The sequence below is a fragment of the Nitrobacter vulgaris genome (genome assembly GCF_002028545.1).
Taxonomy (GTDB): Bacteria; Pseudomonadota; Alphaproteobacteria; order Rhizobiales; family Xanthobacteraceae; genus Nitrobacter; species Nitrobacter vulgaris.
This window is the reverse complement of the sequence record NZ_MWPQ01000054.1, coordinates 94193-111049: the sequence shown is the minus strand read 5'-3', so window position 1 is coordinate 111049 and position 16857 is coordinate 94193. Positions and strand designations below refer to the sequence as shown.

Genomic DNA, 16857 nt, shown 5'->3' with positions numbered 1-16857 from the left:
GACAGAGATGACCAAGCGTAAGACGAAGAAGGAGGCTTCCGAAAACCCGGTTGCGGCAGAACCGTTGGTGTCGGCGGCGCGACCCGAATCGGCGCAGAAGCTCTCCCGCGATGCGTATGAAAAAACGCTGAAGCTCCTTCAGGGCGAGTTGGTGAAGCTTCAGAATTGGGTGAGGAAGAGCGGCGAGCGCATCGTGGTGGTGTTCGAGGGCCGCGACGCTGCCGGCAAGGGCGGCGTCATCAAGGCGCTGACCGAGCGCGTGAGCCCGCGGACATTTTGCGTAGTAGCTCTGCCCGCGCCGACCGAGCGGGAGAAGAGCGAGATCTATCTCCAGCGTTATATTCGGCATTTCCCCGCAGCCGGCGAGATCACGATCTTTGACCGCAGCTGGTATAATCGGGCGGGTGTCGAGCGGGTGTTGGGCTTCTGCACAGACGAGCAGTATGAGCGCTTTTTGCGCATATGCCCCGCCTGGGAGCGTGACTTCGTTGAATCCGGTTTGCGTCTCGTCAAATATTGGCTGGAGGTCGGCCCGGACGAGCAGACGAAACGCTTCAAGGCACGCGTCACTGATCCGAGAAAGACCTGGAAGCTCAGCCCTATGGATCTCGAATCCCACAGGCGATGGTACGATTATTCGCGCGCCCGCGATGCGATGTTCGCGGCCACCGACACGCCGCAAGCCCGCTGGCATGTGGTGGACGCCGACGACAAGCGCCGTGCGCGGCTCAATATTATCGCGCACTTTCTCAGCCTTATGCCTTACGAGGAGATGGAGCTCGGGAAGGTCAGGCTGCCAAAGCGGCAGAAATCAAATGGATACGACGAGCCCGACCTCAGCCGCATGAAGATCAAGAAGAAATTCTGAAGAGGAGCCTTTGCGAGTCAGTACCATATTTGACCCCTCTTTTTCCCCGGAGACTTCTAGGAGTCATCAGCCATGTCCGGTATCGACGATCTCATCCCGAGTGCGACGCAAATTCGGAAGGAAGCTGCCCTCAAAGAGGCCAAAAAGGCAGTAGGACGCTCGCCGTGCGACCGCCTCGAAGGCTTTGCCCTGGTTCGTGGTGCCCGCCGACAGCAAATGATTCACGCGTCTCGTCGTTGCCACCGCCGTCGAGGTCGTGAACGATCTCAACCTCGAATACCCCAACGTCTCGCCGGAGTAGATGAAGGATTTTGCCGTGGCGCGGATGGAACTCAAGCAACAAAAATAGGCGCGGTCCATCCATGTTGACCGCGATTGCCATTCTTGGGGGTGTCGGACTGTTCCTGCTCGGCATGACTGTCATGACCGATGGATTGAAGGCGCTGGCAGGATCCTCCTTGCGAACCGTGCTTGGCAAAGCGGCGGCTACACCGCTCTCGGGCGCCTTCTGGGGCGGAATCATAACCCTGCTGGTGCAGTCGTCGAGCGCGGTGACCATGACGACGATCGGTCTCGTCAACGCCGGGCTGCTGACCTTCCCGCAAGGGCTTGGCCTGGTGTTCGGCGCCAATGTCGGCACAACCGGCACGGGCTGGCTGGTGGCGCTGATCGGTGTGCGCGTCTCGCTTTCGGCCTACGCGCTGCCGTTGATCTTCGTCGGCGCTCTGACCAAGCTGCTGGCCAGCGGACGGATCGCGTCGGCAGGCAGCGCGCTCGCAGGCTTCGCACTGGTGCTTTATGGACTGACCACACTCCAGCAGGGCATGGGCGGCCTTGCAGAGAGCCTGCACCCGTCCGACCTCCCGGCAGTGATCGGCATGCCGGGGATCAGTTGGGCGGCCGGTTGGGGAGGCCTTTTCATCCTGATCGTTGTCGGCCTCGCCATGACAGCGGTCATGCAGTCCTCCACGGCAGCCATCGCCGTCACCATCGCGGCCTTCTACGCCGGGGCGGTGAGCCTGGAACAGGGCATCGCTCTGATCATCGGGCAGAACATCGGAACGGCGACGAGTTCGGCTATGGCCGCGCTCGGCGCGAGCGTGACGGCCAAACGTCTCGCCCTCGCTTATGTGCTGTTCAAGCTCATCGCGGCACTTATCGCAATCCTCGCCTTCCCACTGACGGTGGCGTTGATGACGCGCTTCAACTCGTCTGTCGATGGGACGACGCTCCTTGCCGCCTACCACACCGCCTACAACGTCGTCGGCGTTGCGGTGCTGCTCCCCGCAACGCAGTGGTTTACGCGCGTCGTGGAACGGCTCTTGCCGTCGAAGGAAACCGCGCTGGAGTGCGCGCTGGATCCGAGCGCGCTCTCCAATCCGGTGATCGCCGTCGAGACCGCCCGGCGCGTCGTGGCGGATATCCTTGGGACAACGGCCGCTTCGGCCGCCTCCAGCGGAACCCCGCAGGGTATCGCGGCGGCGGCCGCCACGCTTGAGCAGGTTCGGGAATTCCTTTCGGGTATGAACGATCCGCCCCAGACGGAAGCCGAGCGGCACCGCATGACGAGCACCTTGCACGCGCTCGAGCACGCCTCGCGGCTTATCGAGATTCTCGGGGACAGCGAGCCCGCAGGGACAGGGCCTAGAGCCTCGCATGATCCGCGCGCGACCGCGCTTTGCAAGCAGGCAATGCGGGCCACGCAGACGATAAGCGCATCCATCACCGCCGAATCCGCTCTCACCGTGCAGGCAGAGCCGATCGGATGGGCGGCGTCGGCCGAGGTCGCCGCAGCTCTTGCCGAGGCCGAAAAGGCGTCGACCGCGCTTGACGCCATGCAGCGCGATCACCGCGCCGCCACCCTCGCCGCCGTGGCGCCGGGCGAACTGACCGCAACCGAAGCCTTCACCCGGATTGACGCCGCGCGCCGGATCGACCGGATCGTACACCACGCCTGGCGCTCGGCGTCACATCTTCTCGGCCGTGCCGGCCCTCGAGCGAAGGCAACGGCCTGAGCCGCGCGAGGCTTCCACACCAGAACACATCGCAACCGGAGAAAAACCAGCATGCACTCAGGCGATGTCACGTTTTTAGGGACAGCATCGATGCCGTGGCACGCGATGCCGGCCGAGGAGGTCGAAAGGCAACTGCATGTCGACCGCGCGCTCGGCCTTGATGCGGCCGAGACAGCCGTGCGGCTGAAGAGCCAAGGGCCGAACCGCCTGCCTCAAGGCAAAAAACAGGGACCGCTGATGCGGCTCCTCGCCCAGTTCAACAACATCCTCATTTATGTCCTGCTCGCAGCGGGCTTCGTGAAGCTCATGCTGAGTCTGTGGCTCGACGCTTCCATCATCTTCGCGGTCGTCATTCTCAATGGGCTTCTGGGTTTCCTGCAGGAGGGACGGGCGGAAAGGGCGCTCGATTCCATCCGCAACATGCTCTCCGCTGAGGCCCGCGTGGTGCGCGCCGGAGAAACCCGCGTGATCCCGGCGGAGGATCTCGTTCCGGGCGATGTCGTGCTTCTGGAATCGGGCGACAGGATTCCGGCGGACATGCGCCTTCTCGACGCCAAGAATCTTCGCACGGAGGAAGCGGCGCTGACGGGCGAATCCGTTCCTGCCGAGAAGGTCACCACACCGGTCGCCGCCAAGGCGACCGTCGGGGATCGCGAGAACATGGCGTTCTCCGGCACCATGGTCGTGTCGGGCCGAGGGACCGGCATCGTCGTGGCGACGGGCGGCGAGACGGAGCTCGGCCGCATCAACCAGATGCTCGCAGACGTGCAGGTGCTCGAAACGCCCCTGCTGCGTCAGATCAAGAAATTCGGCTACGTCATCACCGCAGCTATCGCCGTTGTTGGCGTTCTGCTCTTCGCCTGGGGCCATTGGCTCGGTCATAAGACCTTCGTCGAGCTGTTCCAGGCCGTCGTCGGCATTGCCGTTTCGATGATCCCGGAGGGGCTGCCGGCGCTGATTACTATCACGCTCGCCATTGGCGTACAGCGCATGGCCGAACGCAACGCCATCATCCGTCGTCTTCCGGCGGTCGAAACCCTCGGGTCAGTCTCCCGTATCTGCTCGGACAAGACGGGTACGCTGACGCTGATGGAGATGATGGTGACCTCCGTCATCACGGCAGGCGAAGCCTATGAAGTCACTGGAGATGGCTACGCGCCCGAGGGTGAGGTCAAGGCGAACGGTCAGCCGGTCGGCGACACACCCGAGACGCTGGTGTTGATGGGCCGCGTATCGCTGCTGTGCAACGATGCCGAAATTTTCCAGGACGACGGCAAGTGGAAGGTCGAGGGCGACCCGACCGAGGGCGCGCTCTATCCCTTCGCCGCCAAGCTCGGCATGGACCGTGCGGCGGAAACCGCTGCTGCGCCACGGATCGACGGGATTCCCTTCGAATCCGAACATAAGTTCATGGCCACCTTCAACCGGGGGGCCGGCGGCGAGATGCTGCTCGTGAAGGGCGCGCCGGAGGTGATCCTCGATCACTGCGACCGGCAGCAGACGGCGGACGCTCTGGAGCCCCTCGACCGCGGCCGTTTCATGCGGGAGGGCGATCGGCTTGCCGCGCAGGGCGAGCGCGTGCTGGGGCTCGCCTGGCTGCCTGCCCCGGCCCTGGCCGCAGGCAACCTCAAGGCTGAGGACCTTCCCAGAAATCTAATCCTGCTGGGCCTCGTGGGACTGATGGATCCGCCGCGCAAGGAGGCGATCGACGCCGTCAGGGAATGTCACGGCGGCGGCATACGGGTGACGATGATCACCGGCGACCATAAGATCACCGCGGCAGCCATCGCGAAAATGCTCGGCATCGGCGATGGCACGACCGCCGTTGCTGGCACCGAGATCGAGGCCATGAACGATGCGGCCTTGCAGGAGTGTGTGCGCGACGTGGACGTCTTCGCCCGTGCAAGCCCGGAGCACAAGCTACGGCTTGTGAAGGCGATCCAGGCCAACCGACAGATCGTCGCCATGACCGGTGACGGCGTGAATGATGCTCCGGCGCTCAAGAAGGCAGATATCGGCGTGGCCATGGGCATCAAGGGCACCGAGGTTACGAAGGAAGCGGCTGGGATGATTCTCGCCGACGATAATTTCGCCTCGATCTCGGCGGCAGTGAAGGAGGGTCGCACCGTCTACAACAATATCGAGAAGGCGATGCTTTTCCTGCTGCCGACCAATGTCGCCCAGGGCGCGGTGATCGCGGTCGCGATTCTGTTTGCCTTTACCTTGCCGATCACCGCCCCGCAGGTGCTGTGGGTGAACATGGTCACATCCGTCGCCCTCGGACTCGCCATTTCCTTCGAGCCGCATGAGGCGGACGTGATGTTGCGGACCCCGCGCACAATGGATCGGCCGATTGTCACCGGATTCGGGATATGGCGGATTCTTTTCGTCGGCGCGGCGCTCGTGCTCTATACGCTCGCGGCGTTCTTCTGGATGAAGGCGCAGGGCGCCTCTGATCCGTTGGCGCGCACGGTCGCCGTCAACGCCATCACGATGGGGCAGATCTTTTACCTGCTCAACAGCCGCTATTTGCTCGACTCTTCCCTGTCGGTGCGCGCCCATATGGGCAATCCCTATCTTTGGTACGGAATTGGCGTGGTCGTGGTGCTGCAGCTTCTGTTCACCTATGCGCCGCCGTTTCACGCAATCTTTGACACCGAAGCGCTGCCACAGTCCGCCTGGCTTTGGCTGCTCGCCGGAGGAATCGTCTTTTTCCTCGTGGTGGAGATCGAGAAGTTCATTGTCAGATCCAGTCCCGCGCTAAGAAAAGCCGCGACGTCTCGTTGACGCATCCCGCAGGCACTACCTCGCTCGGCAACTTGACGTCGAGCGAATTCGTAGGACTGTGATTTTTCGTGGAATTAGGGCTCTGACGCATTTCGCTGCGGCCCAGCATCTGCCGGACGAATTTCAAATATATGACTGGTCGTCAGAGGTTGCAGAGACAGTGGAGGGTTTCCTTTTAGCTTGATCGACCTCAGGTCAAGCTTCATCGTGAATCTGCGATTCCGATCATGATGCAGCAATATTCGATCCACAAGACGGGAAAGCAGTATGTCGTGCAGGCCAAAGGTAAAGACCGGCTGGGTCGTTATGTGTCGCCTAAATTTGGTCTGATCCGCCACGTATCGTCCAGCTCGGACAGGTTAGCAATCCCCTTTGTCCCACCCCAAAACCGTCGGCGAATCTCCGCGCCGACGGTTTTTGCTTTGGCTGCTAACGCCACAAAACACACAACGCTGCGCGGCAGAATATGCTCGACGGCGGCGTTGGCTGATACGCACCGGGCCCTGAAATCCCCAGCGCTAATGAGACGATCGAACCCGTGAAAAGGTTCAAGGCCACACACGCAAGCGCACGAGGCCGTAGCAAAAGACAATGGCATTGCATTGCGCGTTGTCAAACTGCGACAACGTAGCGGCCGGCACAGCGGCTCCTTGTTGAGGTCAGATATGATTGCTATGATCGTAGCAGGATTTCCGAGTGCGGAGCGGCACCATGTACACTCACATTCTCATTTCCACTGACGGCTCCGAACTGGCGCAGAAAGGTGTCGACCATGGCTTGTCGCTGGCCGACGAAAACGGCAGCAAGGTTACAATCATCACTGTGACGGAGCCATTTCCAGTTCCTTCCATCAGCGCAAGCGGATGGGGTATGGCGGGAATGGACCCGGATCGGCTTAAAGATGCCAACACACGGCATGCACAAGCTATCCTTTCCGCAGCGAAAGCGGCGGCGGAAGAAATGGGACTGACGGTCGAGACACTCCATATCCCGAATGCCTTACCGGCCGCAGCTATCGTTGACGCGGCGAAGGCGCAGGGGTGCGACCTGATCGTCATGGCCTCCCATGGTTACCGTGGGATCAAGAGGGTCCTTTTGGGCAGCCAGACTGCCGAGGTTGTTGCTACTGCGCATATTCCGGTTCTTGTGGTCCACTAGATCGGCGGCCGGCGACGCACACCCCGCCGATTTCGACGGGGTGCGCAGGTTCGCTACGACCGGGCCAGTGCCACTTTCCGTTTTTCGCGAAGCCGGGTGGCAGTCACCGACCCGGTGGCCTAAGCTGGATGCGTTTGTTTCGACGATTGATCACTGGCTTGATGAGGACATGAAGGTACCGCGCAAGCAGCGCCCTTTCGATACGACGAAAGGCACCTTACGAGGTTCTCCGTGCACGACAATCATCGACGAGCGGATGTCTCATAAGTGCGACGTCATTATCACACTTGATATCGAACGATTTAATGCCCTCTGGAAGTGCTGACTGAAGCATCCAGCGTATCGTGAGGGAGAGGCCATCGCTATTTAAGAGGAAGCAATTGCGCAATTTCTTGCTGTGGTTCTTCCGAAATCGTGAAACGGGCGAGGTCACGATCGTCCAAGCGCCCAATCTCGCTTTGTGGGTGGTCATCGTAGCGGGCGTTCTGCTTTGGATTTGGCCTGAACCTGGCAGCCCACGCTTTGCTTTAGAAATTGTCTTTAGGGGTGGTCTCATCGTTTGGGCAATCGATGAGATTGTCCGCGGGGTAAACCCCTGGCGGCGCTGTCTCGGAGTGGCCGTGTTGATTTATGAGCTCACGACCATTCTATGATCGGTCGTTCGAATGAATTGCAGCCCGCGGTTATCGCGCGTCCAGGGCTTGAGCGACATCCGCGATCAGATCGTCCGGATGCTCGATGCCGATCGAGAGCCGGATTGTGGAATCGAGAATCCCTATCCTCTGCCGGACGTCGGCCGGTACGCCGGAGTGCGTCATGCTCGCGGGCAGGCTTGCGAGCGACTCCGTGCCGCCGAGGCTGACGGCGAGTTTGAAAATCTGCAACGCATTGAGAAATCTGAACGCGGCGGCCTTGCCGCCCATGATGTCGAATGAGAACGTGGAGCCGGCGCCAGTGCATTGCTGCTTATAGAGCCGGCCGGCCGACGAGTTCTCGTCGAGGTGACCGAGGTAGTGTACTTTGGCTACCCCGGCGTGGTCGCGCAGGTAGTCCGCGACGAGCCGCGCGTTCGAGTCGGCTTTCACCATCCGGATGCTCAGTGTCTCCAGTGATCGGCTGAGCATCCAGCAGGAGTGCGCTTCCAACTGTGTGCCGATGGCTCCACGCAAAGCCTTCACGTCCTTGATGACGGTCTTCGAGCCGAGTGCGGCGCCTGCGATGAGGTCAGAATGGCCGCCGACGTATTTGGTCAAGGAGTACAGGGAGATGTCCGCGCCGTGTTCAATGGGCCGCTGAAAAACCGGGCCAAGCAGCGTGTTGTCGCAGGCGACGAGCGGCGTATGACCCTGCGCCTGACCGATCATATCGGCGATGCGACGCACCATAGCGATGTCGACCAGGCCGTTCGTTGGATTCGCAGGCGTCTCGATGAAGATCATGGCTACCCGACCTTTGCGCATGGCGTCCTCCGCCGCCGCGCTGACCGAGGCTTCGTCGACCCCATCGGCGAACCCAACCGCGCCGATGGACAAACCCGCAAGCGTCTTGGCGAAGAGGGTCTCGGTCCCGCCATAAAGCGGTTGGGAATGAAGGACCACGTCGCCCGGACGCACGAACGCGAGAATGGTGGTCGCTATCGCGGACATGCCGGATGAAAACAGCGCGCACTTGTCGGCGCCCTCGTAGATAGAGAGCCTGTCTTCGACGATTTCGCTGTTGGGATGGTTGAAGCGCGAATAGACCAAGCCTGCACCACTTCCCTCGGGCGGCTCGCGACGTCCGGAGACATAATCGAAGAAGTCCTGTCCGTCCTCGGCGGTCCTGAAGACGAACGTCGACGTCAGGAAGACGGGGGGCTTGACGGAGCCTTCCGATAATTGCGGATCGTACCCGTAGTTCAGCATCAGCGTTTCCGGATGCAGCTGATGGTTGCCGATGTGTGTCTTCGAAGGAAAGGGCTTGACCATGGACCGTCTCGATTTTTGCATTCACCGGAGTGAGTTTGGCAGAATTTGAGCGGGAGTGCCTGAGAGATTGGCCCCTTTTCCGCGGAGAGCACGCCCCCGTCGCTGTAGCACAGCAAAGCAATGCCTCCCAAAATCATGAGCTCGCCTGAACGCCGGCATAATGGGAGCCGTGTTGAGCCCAGGCGATGCCGAGAGTGGCAAGCGCGACAGAGGGAGCGGCGCCGAACAGTCCCGCAAAGCTCTTCGGTCGAACAACGTCTCCGATGATGGCGAACAGCGAGACAAAGAGGCCGCCGGCAATAGATCGAAGAATATATTCGGTCAGGACTTCCGCCCCCGCGAGGTGGCCGAAGCGAGCGCGCCCATGTGAACCGCATGGCCCGACGGAAATGCGTCGAGACTGTCTCCGGACAACGGGATGCCATGGAGATGACCTTATCGATGCCGCAGGAAAATGGCCGCTCCAGAAGATCCTCCAGTCGATCGAAGGGCAGGTCGCGAAGATCATCGCGGTAATCATCAATCATCATCGTCACTAGCCTGACGCTGGCCTTCGGCGACACCTCGGGCGACTTCCGCCGCCGGGGTCGTTAGTGCAGAATGAACAAATTGAAAATGGACTCGCTTTCACTACAGTATTTCGAAACACTCTCAAGGACTGACGCGTGTTGGAGGCGGCTCTGATGGTACGAGCTCCATTTTTAATAATTGTCTTGTTTCTGGCCGGCTTGCTTTCCGGTTGTGACACCAAGCCGGCGGCGAGCACCAATCATCCTCCGCTGCCATCCGTCACCGTTTCGAAACCAATTCAGAAGTCGATTACCGAATGGGATGAATACACTGGCCGGTTCGAGGCGCTGAAGACAGTCGTTGTTCGTGCACGCGTCTCCGGTTTCATAGACTCCATTCATTTTAAGGACGGTCAGATTGTCAAAGAAGGTGATCTCCTGTTCGTGATCGACCAGCGGCCCTATAAACTCGCGGTCGATCAGGCTAAGTCCGATCTCGAACGTGCGCGAGCCAAGCTTGATATCGCCACGGCCGACGTGGAGCGGGGGACGCCGCTAATCAGCCATCAGACCTTAACCGCGCGTGAGTTCGACACGCGAAAGTCCACGCAGCGCGAGGCCGCAGGCGGAGTTGGCGCGGCAGAAGCTGCGCTCAAACAAGCCGAACTCAACCTCGAATGGAGCGAGGTCCGCGCCCCCATAACCGGGCGTATCTCCGATCGGCGCGTCGATGCCGGAAATCTAATCACGGGTGGGCAGAGCGGGGCGACGTTGCTGACCGTAATTGTTTCGCTTGATCCCATTCACTTCATATTCGATGGCAGCGAATCTGATCTTCTGCACTACCTGCGTCTCGCCGCATCCGGAGGGCGACGATCGTCGCGCGACGTGGAGAACCCGGTTGCCGTTCGTCTCGCCGACGAGACTGATTTCAAGCACACGGGCCGAATGGATTTCGTCGATAATGCCATTAACCCGAAGACAGGTACGATTCGCGGTCGTGCCATCTTCGATAACAAGGATGGATTGCTGACGCCTGGTTTTTTGGGCGGCTGCGGTTGTACGGCGGCAACAGCGAAGCATTCCTGATTCCGGATAGCGCGATCGTGTCCGATCAGGCGAGCAAGATCGTATTCGCGGTCGCTGAAGACGGCACGGTTGGCGTCAAGAAAATAGAACTGGGCCCGATCGTCGATGGACTGCGCGTCGTTCGCTCGGGCCTTGCGCCAAATGACCGTATCGTGATCGAAGGTTTAGCCCGCGCGCGGCCCGGACAAAAGGTCGAGGCCGAGGACGGAACGATCAAGGCCGCCGCGAAATAAGCGTCGCTCAGCGCGGGGTGGTGAGGTTCGAATGCGCTTTTCTCATTTCTTCATCGACAGACCAATCTTCGCTAGCGTGCTTTCAATTATCCTGACGCTTGTCGGCGCGATCGCTCTTCGCGCGCTTCCGATTACTGAATATCCTGAAATCGCTCCGCCCACTATCCAGGTGACGGCGACGTATGCTGGCGCCGCGGCAGATATCGCGGCGGATACGGTGGCTTCGCCAATAGAGCAGGAGATCAACGGCGTCGACAACATGATCTATATGGTGTCGCAATCGACGGGCGACGGCACGACACAGATTAACGTCGTCTTCAAACCCGGTACAAATATCGACGACGCGCAGGTCTTGGTGCAGAATCGAGTCTCGATCGCGTTGCCGCGTTTGCCGGAAGAGGTGCAGCGTATCGGCGTAACCGTCAAAAAGAAGTCACCTGACCTGATGATGGTGATTCATTTGATTTCGCCCGATGGCACGCTCGACCAAGCGTATATCTCGAACTACGCGACTATCAATATTAAAGACGTGCTAACCCGGGTCGACGGGGTTGGTGATACGATCGTGTTCGGCGCGCGTGACTATTCCATGCGCATTTGGCTTGATCCGGCCAAAGTGCAATCGCGCGGTTTGACCGCGAGCGATGTGATCACCGCATTGCGCGGCGCTAATATTCAGGTTGCCGCTGGCGCCATCAATCAGCCGCCTGCGAAGTCGCCGGTTGGATTCGAGCTAGCGGTGCAGACATTGGGTCGGCTCTCTAGTCCGGAGCAGTTTAGCGACGTCATTGTCGCGACGGATCAGGACGGCCGGGTGACGCGCGTGCGGGATATCGCCCGTGTGGAACTGGGCGCTTATACTTACACTACGAACGCTTATCTTGACGGCAAGGTCGCAACCGGAGTCGGCATTTACCAGCGTCCCGGCTCAAATGCGCTCAAGACCGCAGCCGCTGTAATCGCGACGATGGACGACCTTGCGAAGAATTTTCCCCCCGGTCTTAGCTACCGCATCGCATACAACACCACCCAATTTATCGAGCAATCAGTTCACGAGGTGATCAAGACCTTGTTCGAAGCACTGGTTCTTGTAGTACTCGTCATCATTCTATTCTTGCAGACCTGGCGCGCCGCGATCATTCCTGTGGTCGCTATTCCGGTGTCGCTGATCGGTACGTTCTTCGTGTTGGCCGCCTTTGGTTTCTCGCTGAATAACCTGACTCTCTTTGGACTTGTCTTGGCTATTGGCATCGTAGTGGACGATGCTATCGTCGTGGTAGAGAACGTCGAACGTTATCTTCGCCAGGGCCTGATCCCGCGTGACGCCGCACACAAAACCATGGATGAGGTGGGTGGCGCACTGGTTGCAATTGCCCTGGTTCTTTGCGCTGTATTCATTCCCACCGCATTCATTACTGGCATTTCCGGCGCGTTCTATCGACAGTTCGCTATCACCATTGCGTCTTCCACGATCATCTCGGCCATCGTGTCATTGACGCTATCGCCAGCGCTAGCTGCGCTGTTTCTGCGACCGCATGATCATGAGGAAAAGCCTGGCTTTTGGATGACCTTCGGCCGACCGTTCAATGCCTTCTTTACCGTATTCAACAATGGGTTTGAGAAGCTTTCGAACGGTTACGCGGGATTGACACGACGGATCGTGCGAGTCGTGGCGTTGATGCTCCTAATCTATGTCGGTCTGATTGGCCTGACCTACTTCCAAATGTCCCGCACGCCGTCTGGGTTTATCCCACCGCTGGACCGTGGCTACTTCATCACGGCCATCACTTTGCCGCCGGGATCTAGTCTCGAACGCACCGACGTCGTTATGCGCAAGGCGTCGGACCGTCTCTTATCACGGCCAGGAGTCGCCCACACCGTGACTTTCGCCGGGTTCGACGGCGCGACTTTCACCAACGCTCCCAATTCCGGCGTCATCTTCGTCACTCTCAAGCCTTTTGAAGAACGGGAAAAAGATAAGCTTAAAACTGAAAAGATCCTTGATGATCTGCGCGCGCAGATGCAAGCGTTGCGCGAGGCTTTCGTTCTAGTCATTCCACCACCTTCGGTCCCCGGCATCGGCACGGGCGGCGGCTTTAAACTGTATGTCCAAGATCGCGGCGGTCGCGGTCCCCGTGCGCTTGAGCGAGTCGTCAACGCGATAACTGGCTTGGCCAATAAGACTCCTGGGCTCATTCAGGTCTTTACGTTATTCAACGCCTCGACGCCGCAGGTTTTTGCCGACATCGACCGCACGAAGGCCGAAATGCTCGGTGTGCCGATATCGCGTTTCTTCGACACGCTGTCGACCTATATGGGGTCGACCTATGTCAATGATTTTAACATCCTGGGGCGCACTTATCGGGTGACAGCGCAGGCCGACAACCCATTCCGGCTTTCGACGCGCGATGTGGAAGCCTTACGGACCCGCTCGAACGCGGAGGAAATGGTGCCGCTTGGTGCGGTTGCGACTTTCCGTGACATTACCGGGCCGTACCGCGTCCCGCGCTACAATCTCTTTCCCGCCGCAGAGGTGCAAGGTGCCACGATCCCAGGGTTTTCGACCGGTCAGGCGATCGGTACTATGGAAGATATTCTCGCCAAGAACTTGCCGTCCGGCTTTGGCTTCGAATGGACCGAGATCGCCTTGCAGGAGAAAGTTGCTGGAAATACCGCCGTTGTCGCATTCAGCTTTGCGGTGGTGTTCGTGTTTCTATTGCTGGCCGCGCAATACGAAAGTGTATTGCTGCCACTTGCAGTAATCTTGATTGTGCCGATGTGCCTGCTTGCGGCAGTGACCGGCGTGCTGTTGCGCGGCATGGACAACAACATCCTCACTCAAATCGGCTTTGTGGTGCTCATCGGCCTCTCCTCAAAGAATGCCATTCTCATCGTCGAATTTGCCCGGCAAGCGGAGAATGACGGCGCCAGTCGCTGGGATGCAGCAGTACAGGCGGCGCGTACCCGGCTTCGCCCGATCCTGATGACCTCGATCGCGTTCATCCTTGGCGTCGTACCATTAGTGATCGCCACCGGCGCAGGTGCCGAACTTCGACAGGCTCTCGGGACCGCCGTCTTCTTTGGAATGCTTGGCGTTACGCTGTTTGGCCTCGTGTTCACGCCGTTATTCTATGTTTTGGTACGCTGGATTGCGTCAATTTTCTCCCGCTGCGGTACGGCCGACACGACGCAACATCCTTCATAACCGCGTCGCCGTCATGGCACGTTTACATCGAAACGCCTCGCCGAAGACGTGGAGCGGTTCGGATACAAGGTAGCCGCGACGATTCTCAGCAAGACGCCTCCCTTTTGTTGCAAGAGCGAGCGCGAAGTAGCAGGTGTGTTTTCGACTGTATGGGGTGAGGATTCGACTCATCGATATTACCTCATTCGTTGATTGCTGAAAGCGTCGAACGCCCAACGTCCCGAGCGGCTACCACCTCTAGCTCGTAGCCATCCCCTTTCCCGCCAGCTCCTTTTTCGCGCTTTCGTTCTTAGTCAGGTGCGTCAGACCCATGCCGCGCAGAACGTTTGGAGCCTTGGTGAACTGGATATTGTCATAGCCCACGATCTCGATGCGATTGCCCCAGGGGTCGCGGAAATCGAGAAACGGACCGTCGATCGGCTCGACCCCCGCAGCCTTCAAGGCGCTACGCGCCGCCTCTTTGTCGTCGACAACGAGGCCGAAATGCCGACCATCATCGGCGGACTGTTTGCGTCCCGCCATCAACGCGATGAATTGGTCGCCGAGATCGATGAAGGCCATCGCCTCGCTCTTACCGCGCAATTGAAAGTCGAAGATGCGACTATAGAATTCCAGCGCTTCCTCTATATCACCGACCTCCAGCGCCACGTGGTTGAAACCGATGGCGCGCGGCTTTGTGAAACTAACCATTTAGTCCTCCTCTTGGTCGATCTGCCGCTCCTTGACTAGCCAGGCGGGGTTCGCTGCCGAGCCATAAGCACTGCCGGCGGCAAGATGCCGGGGCTTGAAGATATCAATTTCGTTGCGCGGTCCAGTAGCCCGAGCATCGCTCATTCCCCTCGTGGCCGTTCCATGTCCCGCGGCCAGAAACACTGGAGAGTCGGCCGGAGCCGGAGGCGTATTTATCTTGAACGGTCACCGAAGCGCGAACCGCGCCAGATTTCGCGACGTATCCTCTGAACCTTACGAGATTAGGATGCGTCACAACTCCATTAGAAATATTGACAGTGAAGTTGTAGGTAGGATCGCACGCGCCTCGTTGCGTCACGAAGACGAGGTCCCAAGAACCATCATAAGCCGATCGCGCGTTTGCGGTATGCGATAGGACAACAAAACAGATTGTTGCCATCGCGCGGAGCGAAAGCATCTTCATAATGATTTCTCCCAACGTTAGCGTACTTCTTTAACGAAACTAAGTTCCTTGAACGATTTTCAAAAGGCCTGAATGGCGATGCAGCGGCTTGAGGTGAACCGACCTGCGATTGTTCTGTTGCAGGAAGATCAGGGAGCGAGCGCCGCGACGACGTCCTCAATGTGATGTCTGCGATCTGACTTGGTTCGTCACGGTCGAAACTGCGAGTGAGAACGTCGTGGCGGATGGTCAGGCGGTCGCTCCGAGGCTTGAACCTATGCCACCGGCCTCGCGCTGGTTGTCGATGCTGAATGCGCCGGCGCCAAATGCCGCGATCTGCAGAAGCCCGCCCGCCATCATCACGTTCTTGAGGAAATGGATCATCTGGTTCTGGTCGGCAAAGTTGTTATGAAACGACACCGCTGCTGCGAGCGAGAACAGGGCAAGAGCAGCGGCGACGGAGCGAGCACGATAGCCGGCGATGAGAAGCAAACCGCCGCCGAGTTCGACGGCTACGGCCACCGCATAGGCAAGCGGCGGAATTGGCAATCCGACGGCGTTGATCATGCCGGTTGTGGCGCTATAGGCACTGAGCTTGCTCAAGCCGCTCATTGCAAAGGGAAGGCCGATCATCAGCCGACCGGCGAAGGGAAGATAGCGGATAATGCTCATGGCAATGACTCCTGTAATTGGAACGTTCTATTAAGTTCGGGCCTGGCGGTCCTGAACTGCCCGCACTGCGCAGCTCGATCTGTGACGGACAACGTCGCGCGGCTCAGGCGGCGGCGACCTCAAGCGCGGGATAATCGGTGTAGCCTTGTGAGGTGCCGCCAAAGAAGGTGGTGTGGTCCGCCTGATTCATCGGCGCATCGCTCTTAAGCCGCGCGACGAAATCAGGATTGGCCAGCACCATCTGGCCGTAAGCCTCAAGGTCGGCCAGTCCCGAAGCCACATCAGCGCCGATTTCCTCGCGCGGGCGTCCGGGTCTGTTCAGGATCAGCGCCTGCTTCCATTGCGCGCGCAGGTCGGCCATCAGCCTATCGTCGCCGTTGTGCATGACGTGGATGTAGGCAAGGCCGAGCTTGTTGAGTTGGGCGACGAGATGGCGATAGAGATCGGGGCCGCTCGCTCCCTCGTCGAGTCCGCCGAGGGGTGATCCGGGAGACAGGCGGATGGCCGTCCGGTCGGCGCCGATTTCCTCTGCGATTGCCTTGGCGACTTCGACCGCGAAGCGGGTGCGGTTCTCGATCGAGCCGCCATATTGGTCGGTGCGCGTGTTGGCGTTCGGGGCGAAGAACTGCTGAACGAGGTAGCCGTTGGCGCCGTGGATCTCGACGCCGTCGGCGCCAGCCTCAATGGCCGCGCGCGCCGCGTGACGGAAGTCGGCAACGGTCTGGTGGATGTCTTCAGTCGACAATGCGCGCGGCGCCGGAATCTCCTGCATCCCTGTCGCGGTGAACATCTGCGATGCGGGTGCGATTGCGGATGGCGCAACAGCTTGGCGATGGTGCGGTGTGTTGTCGGGATGCGACATCCGCCCGGCATGCATGAGCTGGATGAAGATTCGACCGCCTTTGTTATGCACGGCCGTTGTCACCTTCTTCCATCCCGCGACATGCGCCGCTGTGTAGATGCCCGGCGTCGTCAGGTAGCCTTGCCCGTCGTCCGAAGGCTGCGTGCCTTCCGCGACGATCAGGCCGACGTCGGCGCGCTGCCCATAATACTCGGCCGCGAGGTCTCCCGGCGTGCCGTCGGGCTTGGCGCGGCTGCGGGTCATCGGGGACATGACCAGACGGTTTTGCAGGACGTAGCGTCCGAGACGGACCGGCGTGAATGTGTGGATGCGAAGTGTCATCGTGTGCTCCTTCGGCTGCTTGGGCAGCGGCGTTGCCTT

General features: G+C 59.6%; 14 protein-coding genes and 3 pseudogenes. 9 read left to right on the top strand and 8 right to left on the bottom strand.

Features of this window, described 5'->3' with window-relative positions; translation table 11 throughout:
- Positions 1-7 precede the first annotated feature (7 nt).
- Positions 8-868 (top strand): polyphosphate kinase 2, encoded by an 861-nt coding sequence (gene ppk2 / locus B2M20_RS15535; protein ID WP_079447940.1) that lies wholly within the window; start codon positions 8-10, stop codon positions 866-868.
- Between the two features lie 66 nt (positions 869-934).
- Here the strand turns inward: ppk2 and B2M20_RS19810 are convergent, their stop codons facing one another.
- Positions 935-1228 carry a hypothetical protein gene (locus B2M20_RS19810; protein WP_079447939.1) on the bottom strand — a complete coding sequence of 98 codons (294 nt, stop codon included), beginning with the start codon at positions 1226-1228 and terminating at the stop codon, positions 935-937.
- Positions 1229-1230: 2 nt separating this feature from the next.
- Between B2M20_RS19810 and B2M20_RS15525 the strand changes: the two genes are divergently transcribed.
- The 4 genes from B2M20_RS15525 to B2M20_RS15505 all read left to right on the top strand — a co-directional run bounded on the left by B2M20_RS15525 (position 1231) and on the right by B2M20_RS15505 (position 7481).
- Positions 1231-2883, top strand: coding sequence for a Na/Pi cotransporter family protein (locus B2M20_RS15525; RefSeq protein WP_079447938.1), 1653 nt, complete (start codon positions 1231-1233; stop codon positions 2881-2883).
- Positions 2884-2934: 51 nt separating this feature from the next.
- Positions 2935-5670: a cation-transporting P-type ATPase gene (locus tag B2M20_RS15520; RefSeq protein WP_079447937.1), complete on the top strand. Its 2736-nt coding sequence runs from the start codon at positions 2935-2937 to the stop codon at positions 5668-5670.
- Positions 5671-6381: 711 nt separating this feature from the next.
- Positions 6382-6828, top strand: a complete 447-nt coding sequence (locus B2M20_RS15515) for a universal stress protein (protein ID WP_079447936.1) — start codon at positions 6382-6384, stop codon at positions 6826-6828.
- Between the two features lie 380 nt (positions 6829-7208).
- Positions 7209-7481, top strand: coding sequence for a hypothetical protein (locus B2M20_RS15505; protein ID WP_079447988.1), 273 nt, complete (start codon positions 7209-7211; stop codon positions 7479-7481).
- Positions 7482-7511: 30 nt separating this feature from the next.
- Here B2M20_RS15505 and B2M20_RS15500 read toward each other — a convergent pair whose 3' ends face one another.
- The 3 genes and pseudogenes from B2M20_RS15500 to B2M20_RS20385 form a co-directional block, all read right to left on the bottom strand.
- Entirely contained in the window at positions 7512-8795 is a 1284-nt protein-coding gene (locus tag B2M20_RS15500; RefSeq protein WP_079447934.1) for a cystathionine gamma-synthase family protein, read from the bottom strand.
- A gap of 101 nt (positions 8796-8896) precedes the next feature.
- Positions 8897-9120, bottom strand: a pseudogene (locus B2M20_RS15495) (DUF3147 family protein); the annotation flags it as partial.
- 20 nt (positions 9121-9140) lie between these two features.
- A pseudogene (locus tag B2M20_RS20385) lies at positions 9141-9230 on the bottom strand (phosphatase PAP2 family protein); the annotation flags it as partial.
- Between the two features lie 23 nt (positions 9231-9253).
- Here B2M20_RS20385 and B2M20_RS19205 point away from each other — a divergent pair.
- From B2M20_RS19205 to B2M20_RS15485, 4 genes and pseudogenes are all read left to right on the top strand, one after another.
- Positions 9254-9377, top strand: a pseudogene (locus tag B2M20_RS19205) (TrbC/VirB2 family protein); the annotation flags it as partial.
- Between the two features lie 101 nt (positions 9378-9478).
- Positions 9479-10393: an efflux RND transporter periplasmic adaptor subunit gene (locus B2M20_RS15490; protein ID WP_244553555.1), complete on the top strand. Its 915-nt coding sequence runs from the start codon at positions 9479-9481 to the stop codon at positions 10391-10393.
- A gap of 17 nt (positions 10394-10410) precedes the next feature.
- Positions 10411-10626, top strand: coding sequence for an efflux RND transporter periplasmic adaptor subunit (locus B2M20_RS20380; RefSeq protein ID WP_244553554.1), 216 nt, complete (start codon positions 10411-10413; stop codon positions 10624-10626).
- 31 nt (positions 10627-10657) lie between these two features.
- Entirely contained in the window at positions 10658-13831 is a 3174-nt protein-coding gene (locus B2M20_RS15485) for an efflux RND transporter permease subunit (RefSeq protein ID WP_079447933.1), read from the top strand.
- Between the two features lie 237 nt (positions 13832-14068).
- Here B2M20_RS15485 and B2M20_RS15480 read toward each other — a convergent pair whose 3' ends face one another.
- The 4 genes from B2M20_RS15480 to B2M20_RS15465 all read right to left on the bottom strand — a co-directional run bounded on the left by B2M20_RS15480 (position 14069) and on the right by B2M20_RS15465 (position 16818).
- Complete coding sequence (locus B2M20_RS15480; RefSeq protein ID WP_079447932.1) at positions 14069-14521, bottom strand: VOC family protein; 453 nt, start codon at positions 14519-14521, stop codon at positions 14069-14071.
- Complete coding sequence (locus tag B2M20_RS19625) at positions 14522-14665, bottom strand: hypothetical protein (protein ID WP_158081550.1); 144 nt, start codon at positions 14663-14665, stop codon at positions 14522-14524. It abuts the gene before it with no gap.
- Between the two features lie 547 nt (positions 14666-15212).
- Positions 15213-15635 carry a DoxX family protein gene (locus B2M20_RS15470; RefSeq protein ID WP_079447930.1) on the bottom strand — a complete coding sequence of 141 codons (423 nt, stop codon included), beginning with the start codon at positions 15633-15635 and terminating at the stop codon, positions 15213-15215.
- Between the two features lie 103 nt (positions 15636-15738).
- Complete coding sequence (locus B2M20_RS15465) at positions 15739-16818, bottom strand: alkene reductase (protein ID WP_079447987.1); 1080 nt, start codon at positions 16816-16818, stop codon at positions 15739-15741.
- Positions 16819-16857 lie beyond the last annotated feature (39 nt).